Origin of the sequence: Leptolyngbya sp. GGD, assembly GCF_026735145.1 — a bacterium.
Classification (GTDB): Bacteria; Cyanobacteriota; Cyanobacteriia; order Leptolyngbyales; family Leptolyngbyaceae; genus Leptolyngbya; species Leptolyngbya boryana.
Window position 1 is genome coordinate 787191 of sequence record NZ_JAPQKE010000002.1, and the last position, 12292, is coordinate 799482.

The 12292-nt window shown below is 48.6% G+C and carries 15 protein-coding genes; 6 read left to right on the forward strand and 9 right to left on the reverse strand.

From position 1 onward, the window contains the following. The first annotated feature begins 104 nt into the window (after positions 1–104). Positions 105–494: a hypothetical protein gene (locus OU814_RS12540; RefSeq protein WP_017286286.1), complete on the forward strand. Its 390-nt coding sequence runs from the start codon at positions 105–107 to the stop codon at positions 492–494. 2 nt (positions 495–496) lie between these two features. Next, complete coding sequence (locus tag OU814_RS12545) at positions 497–2437, forward strand: peptidoglycan D,D-transpeptidase FtsI family protein (RefSeq protein WP_268183239.1); 1941 nt, start codon at positions 497–499, stop codon at positions 2435–2437. A gap of 103 nt (positions 2438–2540) precedes the next feature. Here the strand turns inward: OU814_RS12545 and OU814_RS12550 are convergent, their stop codons facing one another. Continuing rightward, entirely contained in the window at positions 2541–2879 is a 339-nt protein-coding gene (locus OU814_RS12550; protein ID WP_017286292.1) for an NAD(P)H-quinone oxidoreductase subunit M, read from the reverse strand. A gap of 118 nt (positions 2880–2997) precedes the next feature. On the opposite strand from OU814_RS12550, the gene OU814_RS12555 reads away from it, so the two are divergent. The 3 genes from OU814_RS12555 (at position 2998) to gndA (ending at position 6468) form a co-directional block, all read left to right on the forward strand. Beyond that, positions 2998–3741, forward strand: coding sequence for a histidine phosphatase family protein (locus OU814_RS12555; protein ID WP_268183242.1), 744 nt, complete (start codon positions 2998–3000; stop codon positions 3739–3741). Positions 3742–3895: 154 nt separating this feature from the next. After that, the gene (locus OU814_RS12560) at positions 3896–4732 is read left to right on the forward strand and encodes a hypothetical protein (RefSeq protein WP_268183244.1); all 837 of its coding nucleotides are present in this window, start codon (positions 3896–3898) and stop codon (positions 4730–4732) included. Between the two features lie 218 nt (positions 4733–4950). Next, entirely contained in the window at positions 4951–6468 is a 1518-nt protein-coding gene (gene gndA, locus OU814_RS12565; RefSeq protein ID WP_190647098.1) for an NADP-dependent phosphogluconate dehydrogenase, read from the forward strand. An 84-nt stretch (positions 6469–6552) separates the two neighbouring features. Here the strand turns inward: gndA and OU814_RS12570 are convergent, their stop codons facing one another. The 7 genes from OU814_RS12570 to OU814_RS12600 all read right to left on the reverse strand — a co-directional run bounded on the left by OU814_RS12570 (position 6553) and on the right by OU814_RS12600 (position 11319). Continuing rightward, positions 6553–6759 (reverse strand): HNH endonuclease, encoded by a 207-nt coding sequence (locus OU814_RS12570; protein WP_190647099.1) that lies wholly within the window; start codon positions 6757–6759, stop codon positions 6553–6555. Positions 6760–6774: 15 nt separating this feature from the next. Then, positions 6775–7041, reverse strand: a complete 267-nt coding sequence (locus OU814_RS12575) for a hypothetical protein (RefSeq protein ID WP_268183248.1) — start codon at positions 7039–7041, stop codon at positions 6775–6777. Positions 7042–7224: 183 nt separating this feature from the next. Then, positions 7225–7452 (reverse strand): type II toxin-antitoxin system MqsA family antitoxin, encoded by a 228-nt coding sequence (locus OU814_RS12580; RefSeq protein ID WP_268183250.1) that lies wholly within the window; start codon positions 7450–7452, stop codon positions 7225–7227. Between the two features lie 15 nt (positions 7453–7467). Then, positions 7468–7770: a DUF4258 domain-containing protein gene (locus tag OU814_RS12585; RefSeq protein ID WP_268183252.1), complete on the reverse strand. Its 303-nt coding sequence runs from the start codon at positions 7768–7770 to the stop codon at positions 7468–7470. A 187-nt stretch (positions 7771–7957) separates the two neighbouring features. Continuing rightward, complete coding sequence (locus tag OU814_RS12590; protein WP_268183254.1) at positions 7958–8239, reverse strand: type II toxin-antitoxin system RelE family toxin; 282 nt, start codon at positions 8237–8239, stop codon at positions 7958–7960. A 5-nt stretch (positions 8240–8244) separates the two neighbouring features. After that, positions 8245–8523, reverse strand: coding sequence for a type II toxin-antitoxin system prevent-host-death family antitoxin (locus OU814_RS12595; RefSeq protein ID WP_268183256.1), 279 nt, complete (start codon positions 8521–8523; stop codon positions 8245–8247). A gap of 162 nt (positions 8524–8685) precedes the next feature. Further along, a complete protein-coding gene (locus tag OU814_RS12600; protein WP_268183259.1) occupies positions 8686–11319 on the reverse strand; it encodes a tetratricopeptide repeat protein in 2634 nt (877 codons plus the stop codon). A gap of 148 nt (positions 11320–11467) precedes the next feature. Between OU814_RS12600 and OU814_RS12605 the strand changes: the two genes are divergently transcribed. After that, on the forward strand, positions 11468–12055 hold the full coding sequence (locus OU814_RS12605; RefSeq protein ID WP_268183261.1) for a Uma2 family endonuclease: 588 nt from the start codon (positions 11468–11470) through the stop codon (positions 12053–12055). Here the strand turns inward: OU814_RS12605 and OU814_RS12610 are convergent. Further along, complete coding sequence (locus OU814_RS12610; RefSeq protein ID WP_268183263.1) at positions 12026–12214, reverse strand: hypothetical protein; 189 nt, start codon at positions 12212–12214, stop codon at positions 12026–12028. The two genes, OU814_RS12605 and OU814_RS12610, sit on opposite strands and share 30 nt — an antisense overlap. Positions 12215–12292: the final 78 nt, after the last annotated feature.

Here is a 12292-nt window from a genome sequence, read left to right on the forward strand (position 1 = left end):
GTTCGCTGTAAGGTTTGAATTGAGTTCGACCTAAAAGACTTTTGACTTGTGAGGGTGGTATGGCTACGGCACTGAATTCTAGACGATCAAAAAAATTAGGTTCGGTGTCCCATTCATCTCTGCGGCAATTACCGAATCAGGAAAAACCCCCTCAATGGTTGCGATCGCTGCTTCTGGCTCAGCAGGCTTCAGTGATTGCCACATTTGTTTTGGCAGGTTCAGTACTTGCTGTTTATGGCTGGACAGTGTATTCTCAGCAACTCTGGGGTAGAGAATACAGCAAACTAGAACAATTACGCCGCAGTGAACGCCAAATCACTGAAAGTGGAGAAGTTCTTAAAAATCAGATTGCTGATCAGTCGGCTCGTCCCGGTGCGGGTCTGGTGCCTTCTAAACCAGAAAATATGATTTTTCTCAAAACGGCTCCGATGCGCCCCGATAATGCTGTTGCTCCCTCTTCGCAAGCTTCGCCCGTTGCTCCCATAGGATATTAGTCATGTCAAAACGAGGAAAGCCCACCTCCTCACCTCATCGTCCCCCAACGCCCAACCCACGGAGATCGAAACTGCCGTTGATGGTGGAACAAGCCTATGAACGTGTTTTTGACTCTTCTGCAACCGCACAAGCATTCGGGCGATTTGCGGATCATTGGGTAGAACGATTCCGGACGGCTCAAGCAAAACCCAGCGCACGTCGCCTCTTTATCGTCTGGGCAATTCTCGTCGGTGCAACAGGACTATTAGCCTTAAATCTCGTTCGACTCCAGGTGTTTCAGGCTCCTGATTTGTTGGAGCAAGCGCGATCGCAACAAACGACGTTTTTACGCCCCTTTGTCCCCCGTCGCCCGATTAGCGATCGCAATGGCAATACGTTAGCGATCGATCGTCCGGTTTATACCCTCTACGCACACCCGATCGCCTTTAAAGCTCCGAAAACGGAAATTGCCACCCGACTCTCTAGTGTTCTCGGAACGACCCCGGGCGAATTATTGCAACGGTTTAATTCAGCAGAAAGTGGGGTTCGCGTCGAATATGCGATTTCTGAAGCGGCAGCCGATCGCATTCAAGGGATGCAAATCGACGGATTAGAACTCGCTCAACAGCAGCAGCGCCTTTATCCACAGCAAAATCTCACAGCCGATGTCGTTGGGTATTTGGATATCGATCGCATTGGACAGGCAGGTGTTGAATATACGCATAGTAATCTTTTAGAGCGATCGGTAAAATCGGTGCGATTGAGCCGGACAGGGGCTGGTGTGATGATGCCAGATCGGATTCCGGGCGGATTTTTACAGTCAGATAATTTGCATTTGCAATTAACGATTGATAGCCGAATTCAACGCGCTGCGCTTGTAGCCCTGCAACCGCAGTTGAAGAAATTCAAGGCAAAGCGCGGGGTTGTGATTGTGATGGATGCCAGAGATGGAGGGATTCGGGCGTTAGTATCTGATCCGTCTTATGACCCGAATGAATTCTACAAAGCAAAAGTTGAGCAGTTTAAGAACTGGGCATTGACGGATTTGTATGAGCCAGGATCAACGTTTAAGCCGTTGAATGTTGCGATCGCGCTAGAAGCAGGTGCGATCCAGCCGAATCAAGTGATCAACGATGAAGGGGCAACCCAAATTGACGGATGGCCGATTCAGAATTTTGACTACTCCAGCGCAGGGGCACGCGGACCCAGCACGATTACTCAGATTTTGGAGCATTCGAGCAATGTTGGCATGGTGAGAATTGTGCAGCAAATGCCTCGCCCCACCTATTACGCTTGGTTGGAAAAAATTGGTTTAGGAAAACCGACCGGAATTGATTTGCCATTTGAAACAGCAGGACAACTTAAAGATCAGAAAACTTTCTCTGAATCTGCGGTTGATGCGGCAACCAGTTCTTTTGGTCAAGGATTTTCGCTCACCGCCATGCAGCTTGTGCAACAACAAGCCATTCTTGCCAGCGGCGGCAAGTTGTTAACGCCGCATGTGGTGCAAGGGTTATTTGATGAGAATGGACAACCTTACTGGCGGGCAACCTTGCCTGAGCCGAAACAAGTCTTTTCGCCGCAGACCACGCAAACCGTACTGCGAATGATGGAATCGGTTGTGCAAAACGGAACCGGGAAAGCCGCACAAATTCCGAATTATCGGATTGGTGGGAAGACGGGAACCGCACAGAAGGCAGGTCCGAATGGTGGATATATTGAAGGCGCGAAGATTACAAGTTTTGTGAGTATTTTTCCGATCGATGCGCCGCGTTATGTAGTAGCAGCAGTCATTGATGAGCCAAAAGGAGAAGATGCATTTGGTTCGACAGTGGCAGCCCCGATTGTGAAAGCGGTGATGGAGGCGTTAATTACAGCGGACAAGATTCCTCCAAGTCAGCCGGATGCACCTGCGCCGAATGCGATTCAGAATCCTGTGCCGAATCCAGCGGCGACACCGTAGTCGTCAACTCTATGAATTTTGGGGAGTGGGGAGTAGGGAGAACCAGGCTCAGATTGTGCCCTATCTCCCTATCAGATTGAGTGTGGCAGCCGATGCAATCTGCTTATTCTTCCGGTTTTACCTGGGGAAGACCCATGCTGTAGTTCAATACGCGGCTTTCTAGGTTGTAGGAGATTTCGCCTTTTTGGAGCAGCGATCGCACTAAATGCTCCAAATCTGACCCAATTCGGCGCAAATTGTAGTCCGTTAGGGATTCGCCGCTGTAAGATTCAACCAGTTCATCAAACTTGCTGTAGATCTTTTGCAGTGCATCTTGATTCCACAGCAGCTCATTGTCGGGATCAACGTCTAGTGTCAGAACCTTATCGCTCTCAACTAGCTCATTATTTTGCACTTCTGCCGTAAAAATATGAATGTGGCGAGTTGTGGATTTGAGTAACATAGGCTGACCTAAGATTCGTATAACCTGCTTTAAGCATTGTAAATGCACTTCCTGCGAAAAATCTTCATCGCCTCAAATCTGTCCATCGATCTTCCTCGCCCCTAAGAATTGATTTCTCATGTCGAAAGTCCTCAAACTCCTATTTATCCGCCACGCTCAATCGATCGGGAACATCGAAAAACGGATGCAAGGTCACGGCGATTACGAACTCTCTCCGCTGGGTCGGCAACAGTCAGAGAGCCTTGCCAAGACTCTTCGGACTGAATCGTGGCGACCTTCGCACGTTTATACCAGTCCGCTCAAACGGGCAGTGCAAACGACGGAAATTTTACTCTCTTATTTTCAAGTGCCGCATCTACCCGCAGCGGTGAGCGATTTGATCGATCCAGATAGCGAAACCACGATCGAAGCAGACGAGCCGAGCCCAAAAACAATTCCAGTCGAACACGCAGAAGAATTAAAAGAATTTCAGAACGGAATTTTTCAAGGGTTAACTTGGGCAGAAGCACAGACTCGCTATCCAGATTTGTGTCGAAAACTGGAAAGTTCGCCGGATTGGATCCCGATTCCAGAAGCAGAAACGCTATACGATGCCCGCGATCGCGCGAAACGATTTCTCGATCGAATTATGCAGCGTCATCGCGATGGGGATCAACTTTGGATTGTTAGCCATAGCTGGATTTTGCAACACTTAATCGCTCAATTACTAGGAAGCGATAGATCTTGGCGATTACGGGCGCACAATACTGCCCTGTTTGAGTTTTGGATTGATCGATCGCGATGGGAACTGCAAAATCAGAATCGCTTCAATACAGACTTATGGCAAATTCGTCGGTTTAATGATTCGCGTCATTTACATTAGAAATACTGACGTAAGATATCGGTCAGAATTGCGTTTTTTAGACAAAAAAATGTCCTTTTTGAAAGTTATGCTTGCTCTAATTACCAAAACACGAGATATATTATCGTAGAGCCTTCCGAGTCAGGGTTATTCGTTTACTTACTAATAAATCCTCATGATTGTAAGTCCGGTCAACGATATCTACAGGCAAGCTCATCAAGGGAGCGTTGCAGCGATCATTCAAGTTCTGAATGATAAGCTTTCAGATTCAGGCGTAAGAACTCGTGCGATTTTCGCAAACGGGGTTTTGCAACTGCTCTGTGAAGCGGCGACTGCGGAACAGCTCGATCGAGCCGCCCTTACCGAGCGCATTCGCAAGATTCTCGAGTCGATTTCGCCGCGCAATGTGCGACGAGTCAATATCAATTGTCGAATTGTGCGCGAGCAGCAGTTGCTTTGGTTTGAGGAAATCAATCGCGATCCCGATGGGCAGTTGCTTTGGGCACAAGAGATTGCGCTGCGACGACCGAACCCAATTAAAGGGATGTTTCAAGATTTACGAGAGACGTTCAGTGAGCGCGATGATCTGCCCCGAACGCTTTCTCCCCAAGCTGTACGCGAGAAACGGCAATTCAATCGCGGGATTTTGGGTGGAGTGGTGTTGACGGCAGGCTTGATGTTGGCGGGACTCGGGGTTTATGCCATGACCGGCGGCAAGATTCTGCCGGGGCAGCCTCCACAAGCAGCAGATTCTCCTCAATCAACCTGGAAAAGCAGTATTAAGCAAGATGGTGACTCCTTTGCAACCGCAGTCCGAGTTGCAGAACGAGCAGCCAAAGCGAGTAAAGATGCCAAAACCCCGGCTCAGTGGCAAGAAGTAGCGGATATGTGGGGAACGGCTTCACGGTTGATGTCTGAAGTTCCGAACAATCATGCTCGTGCGGATGTCGCTAAAAATCGAACTCAGGCTTACCGTAAAAACCAGGAAGTTGCTCTGCGGAACTTAAAATAATTTTGTGTTCGCAATTTATGTGAGGCTGTTGACAATTGCAACAATTGCATACAGTGCCATTTTTGATTGAGATGCTTTGCTCAAGCAATGTTGAGATCGCACTCAATCATTCTTGAGCCAGAGTCTTAATGTAATCTTCCAGGCTACTCTAAGTGCGATCGAGTTACCGTTGAAGGAACGATTGCTTCTGGCTGTTACAGAGTTAGCAGAGAATTTTTATGGCACAAAGTTTTGGTGTAATTGGTCTTGCCGTGATGGGCGAGAACCTCGCGCTCAACGTTGAGCGGAACGGATTCCCAGTTTCGGTCTATAATCGCAGCCGCGAAAAAACCGATGCCTTCATGGCACAGCGGGCAGGCGGCAAGAATGTTCAGGCGACTTATACGATCGAAGAATTTGTCGCTTCATTAGAACGTCCGCGCAAGATTTTGATCATGGTGAAAGCGGGTGCGCCTGTGGATGCGATGATCGAGCAGTTGAAACCGCTATTGGATGAAGGAGATATTCTCATTGATGGCGGTAATTCTTTATTTACCGATACAGCGCGTCGTGCTCGTGAGCTGGAAGCGGCTAAGTTTACGTTCATTGGTATGGGCGTGAGTGGCGGTGAAGAAGGCGCATTGAATGGGCCAAGCTTGATGCCGGGGGGAACGAGAACGGCTTATGAATATCTAGAGCCGATTTTGACGAAGATTGCGGCTCAGGTAGATGACGGGGCTTGTGTGACTTACATTGGGCCAGGTGGCGCGGGTCACTACGTCAAAATGGTGCACAACGGCATTGAGTATGGCGATATGCAGTTGATTGCAGAAGCCTATGATTTGCTGAAAAATGTGGGCGGATTGACTCAGGACGAGTTGCATCAGGTGTTCATGGAGTGGAATGAGACTCCTGAGTTGAATTCGTATCTGATTGAAATTACCGCAGATATTTTCAAAGTCTTTGATCCCGATACTCAGAAGCCTTTGGTTGAGTTGATTCTCGATGCTGCGGGGCAGAAGGGAACGGGTCGCTGGACGGTGACGGATGCGTTGGAATTGGGGGTTGCGATCCCGACGATTATTGCTGCGGTGAATGCGCGGATTATGTCGTCTTATAAGACGGAGCGGATGGAGGCTTCGCAGCAGTTGAGCTATGAGAGTCCGAAGTTTGAGGGCGATCGCAAAACGTTTATTGATGCAGTGCGAGATGCGCTGTATTGCTCGAAGATTTGTTCTTACGCGCAAGGGATGGCGTTGCTGAATGTTGCGTCGCAAAACTATGGCTATGAGTTGAATTTGGCGGAATGTGCGCGGATTTGGAAGGGCGGCTGTATTATTCGGGCGGGCTTCCTGGGTAAGATTCAGCACGCATTTATCGAAAATCCGACGCTGCCGAATTTGCTGTTGGCTCCGGAGTTTAGGCAGACGATTCTCGATCGTCAATCGGCTTGGCGTGAGGTGATTATGGCGGCGGCACGGCATGGAATTGCGGTTCCGGCATTTAGTGCGTCGCTGGATTATTTCGATAGTTATCGTCGCGATCGCTTGCCACAAAATTTAACGCAGGCACAACGCGATTATTTTGGGGCGCATACTTATCTGCGGACGGACAAAGAAGGTGTATTCCACACGGAATGGACGGCTTTGGCGCAGGAGTCGGCTTCGAGTTTTTCGACTCCGCAGAAGTTGGTTGCGGATCAGCCACGTCCAAGTGCAGATGATGTTGAGATAAAAGAAGTGCAGACTAATCGTTAGTCAGTTACACTGAGTCATCTAGCTTGGGAACGTCTGCAAACAAGGGTCGATCGAGGTTTCTCGATCGACCTTTTCGATTGAAGATTAGGGTAGCGATTCCTTCAAGATCGCATCTTGTAGGGGTGGATGTCTTCCAATTGCAAGATCAGCTTGGCGAATTGGGATGATGTGATCGATCGTGAATTGCACGTATTGCCATTTTTCTGAAGCGTGGCAATATTCGCATAGGAATTTAGCGCGTTCGCGGATCTGTTGCTGAAGTTCGGGTGAGAGTTTGTTACGAGATGACATTACGAGCGAAGGATTTTAGCTTTGAGTGAGGTGCAGGTTGCGAAGGGTGCGATTGACAAAGCCAAGATAGTCGTCCATTTCTTCGTAGCTGTCGAGTTCTTGAATTTCTTCTGGGGTGAGTTCGCTGGTTTGCTGTTTGCTGAGTAGGGTTTCGATACGGGTTTGAACGAGTTCAGAGGCTTTGAAGATGGGAATGCCTTCTTCAAGTTCTAAACGCACGGCTCCGTCAATGGGCAGTGCGTTGGGGAGAATTCGTAGGGCAGGAATGAGAGAATTTGTCATAAGCGGCGATCGTATACGGGCGATTTAAGTATGTGTAGATTGATCATACTGGCGAAATTTGCGATCGCTCTTCTCAAAACTACGATCGCTCAATACTGAATTGCAAGCGTGTCGTATGTTCAAACGCAACGTGCTTTTCAGTTGACCATCTTTCTGGGTGTGATGAGCTAGCCAGGACAGGGACTAGACAAATGTAGCGACTTCTACGGGGCGTTCTTGCGTTAGGGTTTTGCGATCGCGTTTGATGCGGTCAATTTGATGGAGGGTTTCGGCAGTGAGATAGCTTTCACCACAATCTGGGCAGCTAATCACGGGGACGTTCTCGATAACGAGCAGAGTTTCGCCTTTGCCATAGCTCCGAGAGATGTGTCGAATTCGAGCGTTTCCTTGTCCACAGATATCACATAGCATGGCAGCAGCAGGAGTTTAGAGAAGGTACACAGTGATGATGACAACTTTATCGGTTACTCCAAGTTTAGCAATGACTTCTGCTTCGGAGTTGTCTAGCGTGATGCCACAGATGCGATATTTCCATTCGCCTGTTACTCGATCACTCTGACGTTCCAGAATACTGCCTGTCAGGATAGCTTGCTCAACATCAAGAATGGAGAGGTTGTCGTCTTCCATTTCTTCTTCGGCGTGGAGCGTCATGACATATTGGTTTTGATGGATTTTTTCCTGCATTCGCTGCAAGATTTGTTCAAACACAATAAATCGTTGATAGGACAAAATTCTATTGAACTAGATAAAGTGTCCGCGATCGCGATCCAGATCTAAATTTTCTAGCTCTAAATCTCAATCGATTATCGCAAGTGCGATCGCTCTGCTCAAAACCGCGATCGCTGCTTTACTTCTCGCCAAGTCGTTGAGTGTAAGGTGGCATTCTGCAAGATTGTTTACGGATTGGCAAAGCGGTTTAATCAAGCAATCGGCTTAGTTGTTTATAGACTTCATCATCGTTGCGTTTGCCGACTAGAATCACTTCGACGAGATCTGCTTCTGGATCAAAGCGGTAAACAATTCTGTATTCGCCGGAGTCTACTCGATAATACCCCTCGTAACCTTTGAGGGCTTTGCTATCCGCAGGTAAGGGATCGAGATTTAACATGAGAACTTTTTTGGAGATTTGAGCCGCGATTTTGGGCTGAAGTCCTTTGATAAATTCGAGAACGGATGCTAGACCATCCAGTTTTGCCATCTTTGCTACTGGTCGCCATCGTCTAAGTTGGCAAGTTGCTGAAGTTCGGTGACAAATGTCTCGGTTCCGATCAGGGATGAGTTTTGGAGTGCAGTTTCAGCCTGTTTGCCGAGTGCGCGATCTTCTAGTTCGGTTAATCGATCGATGAGTTGTTGATAATTTTGAACGGATAGCACAACGTAGCTGGGTCGAGATTGATTGACTAAAATGACGGGTTCGCTGGTTGCGGAGTCTAGGACATCTTGAGATCGCTCTCGCATTTCTTCGATCGAATATTGCTGCATGGTGGCAAATGATTCACGGCAGATGCGACTATTTTAGGCGATTTGTTGAGGATGGCGGCAAGGGGCAAGGGTTCTCAGAGGCTTCTAGACGATCGCAGTTTTGAAAAGAGCGATCGCTGCTTTACTTCCTGCGAACTCTCCCAGAAGCGAAGCTACCGTTCTTTATTCTGATGCGCTTTGCAATTGTTGAAGGATTGATCGTGTCATCGGATGATCCGAGAGTTCGGAAATTTGACCCTTTCGCAGCACTTGATCTAAGAAATAGATAAATCCTTGGCAAGTTTGTTGAGTGTAAGGATGCGCTTCTCCGAGCCGATTGTAAAAGATGGCGATCGCTTGTCGATACAATTGCTCTGCTTCTACGTAGCGCTCTAGCTTTGTGTAAAGTCCTGCAAGATTTTTAAACCGAATTGCAACATCAGGGTGATCCTTTCCTAATGTTTGCAGTCCAATTTTCACAGCTTGGATACACAGCAGTTCAGCTGTCTCATACCGTCCTTGAGAGAAATAAAGTCCTGCCAAATTGCTCAGACTCGTCGCCACAGATGAATGTTGCTCTCCTAACAGCGTTCGCATTAACTCCAACGCTTGGAGGTACAGCGATTCCGCCTCTTCGTATCGTCCTTGAGAGAAATAAAGTCCTGCCAAATTGTTCAGACTCGTCGCTACCAATGAATGCTGATCTCCTAACAGCGTTCGATACAATTCCAACGCTTGGAGGTGCAGCGATTCCGCTTCCTCGTATCGTCCTTGAGAGAGATGAAGTTCTGCCAAATTGTTCAGACTCGTCGCTACCAATGAATGCTGATCTCCTAACAGCGTTCGATACAATTCCAACGCTTGGAGATACAGCGGTTCCGCTTCCTCGTATCGTCCTTGAGTGCGATAAAGTACTGCCAAATTGTTCAGACTCGTCGCTACCAATGGATGCTGCTCTTCTAGCAGCGATCGTGCCACCGTTAACCCCGCAGCAACCCAAGGCTCAGCATCGGCATAAAGTCCTTGTCCCTCATAAAATCGACTAATTCCAATAAATGCCCAAGTCAGATCATCATCGTCTGGAATCCCACATTCTTCCCGACTTTTCAACTTCATCAGGTCTTCTGCTACTGCTTGCAGATGTGGAATTGCAGGAGTAACCGAGCCAATCAATTCCAACGTCGGACTTTGCGGAATTTCTTTCGCGATTTCAATTATCACCATCGCCACCGCAGTTGTGATCCATCGCTGTTCCTCCTGCGTCATCTTGCTTCTAAAAAACTCCCGCAAGAGCGGATGGATTTGATACTGGTTTTCTCCCGATCGCTGAAGCAAACTCAACTCAACTAACTTTCTCCGCCCTCGCCGCAACGCCTTTGGCTCCAGCAACAAACACGCCGTTTCCTCTCGACAAAATTCCACCGCTCGATCGACCAACTCCCACGCGATCGCTGCTTTCCCAAACGTCCCCAACAGCATCGCCAACTGTCGTTCTGCCGCGTTCAGCCTCTCCCAACTCAACTCAAAGACTGTTTCGATCTGACTAATGCCATCCTGCTTCAACCGCTCTGCCTTTAGCTCCGCAAGAAGTTCCACGATCGACAAATCCGGCTCTACTTTCAGAAACTTCCCGACTAATTTGATCCCCAGTGGCAAATCTCCCACCCATTCACACAGTTCTGCGGCTTGCGTTTGCTCTCGCTCAAACCGACGCTCATCTTTAACTGTTTCATATAGCAATCGATACGCCTGCAACGGCTGCAAAGTCTCGATCGACAACACCGAAACTGCCTCGCTTTCAATCCGCGATCGCGTCGTTAGCAAAACCTTAAACCGTTCCTCAACCGGCGGCAGAAAATTCTCAATGTCCGCATAGTCCAGCACATTATCAAACACCACCAGACTCGACTCCGTTGGAAAATGTCCCCAACACCAAGCCACCAACTCACTCGAATCCGAAAACTCCGGCAACTGCAACCCCAAACACGATCGAGCAAACCCCAAAATCTGCGACCCAATCTCCTGTTGAGCATTCACCCAACACACCGCCCCCAAATAAATCCCCGCATTGCGATACCGCATTGCATACTGCAACACCAATTCCGTCTTGCCAATGCCCCCCATCCCCGACACCGCAAAAATCGCCAACCGACTTTCATCTTGCACACGATCGTGAATCTCGCGCAGTTCCACCTCCCGCCCCACAAATGTCTCCGTCTGCGATCGCGGTAAATTACTCGGTGTATGTTTTCCCCGTTCCCCACCGATGGGAACCTCAGACTTTTTTCCGCTGACGATCTCCCGCGCCCGTTGTGCCACCCGCAGCAACACCGCATCCTGCTCATGCTCCGGCAAACCGATCAGCGGCTTCTCCATCCCATTCGCCGCCTGAAAATCAATCAGCGATCGCACTTTTTCTTCACCCTGAGCATCCAAGTAATAAAACTCAGCCGATCCCAAATCAAACGGACTCAACAAAATCGGCAGTAATATCGTCTGTCCGGCATCGACTTGCTGAAAAATCTTCGGCATCTCTTTCTCGCAAACGTAATCCGACGCAAAAAACGAAGGACTCATTAACGCGATCGCCACCTTTGCCGAACTCAGTGCCGTATGAATCTCGTCATCCCACTGCGTTCCCAGATCGATCTTCTTATCACACCAAATCCTCGCCTTTCTCTGACGTTCCAATGGCTTTAAATGGTCGAGAAGTCGATCTAGCGATCGGCGTTTGAAGGCATCATCTTGATTATCTTTGCGAGCATAGCAAATGAAAATCAACAGCGGAGAATCAAGCACAGTCGTCTCATTCTGCATAATCAAACATCCAACCGGGAGACCTCTCTTTTATACTCACAGAATGAAAGAATTTCCGCAAAGCAAAGCCGAGTCAATCTCCTGACCCCACCAGTTCAGAAGTACGATAAAAGCATCCTCTTTCTTGCACCAACCTTTGGACTGCAATATGGAACTCACGTCTCCCCTCAAACTCGATTTCAACCATGTTCATCTCACCGACGAGCAGTTTTACCAACTCTGCCTCCACAATCCCGAATGGAACATCGAACAGAATGCAGAAGGAGTCTTAATCGTTATGTCACCCGTCGGCGGAGAAAGCGGTAAACGAGAAGCGGATTACATCATCGATCTTGGCATCTGGAATCGTCAAACTCGACTCGGAGAAGTCTTTAGCTCCTCAACAATTTTCAAACTTCCAAAAGGCGGGAAGCGCTCTCCCGATGCAGCCTGGGTCGAATCGTCTCGATGGCAAGCCCTCACTCCAGACCAACGCAAAAAATTTCCCCCGATCGCGCCCGATTTTGTGATCGAATTACGCTCCGCCACTGATGATCTGAAGACGCTGCAAGAAAAAATGCAGGAATATCTAGAAAGCGGAGTCCGACTCGGTTGGTTACTCAATCCACAAGATCAACAAGTCGAAATCTACCGCCAAGGACAAGCCAAAGAAGTAAAACCACTCCCCACAATCCTCTCAGGCGAAGATGTTCTCCCAGGATTTGAATTAACTGTCGATCGCTTCACAGACGACTAACCCACCCCCAATCCCCCAAATCTGCAACAGTCGAATCGCGATCGCCCCTCCCGCCTCATAACGGGCCACCTTTTCGATCGAGCAAATCGCGCTTAGAGTCCCCACTCCCCACTCCCCACTCCCCACTGATCGCACCAGATCTCCGTAGAATCCGGGCATCGTGAATCAGAACTGCGCCGTCAAAAAAGTTCGTGAGTATAATTCCAAACACGTAGTACGACCGGAATCGAAGATTTT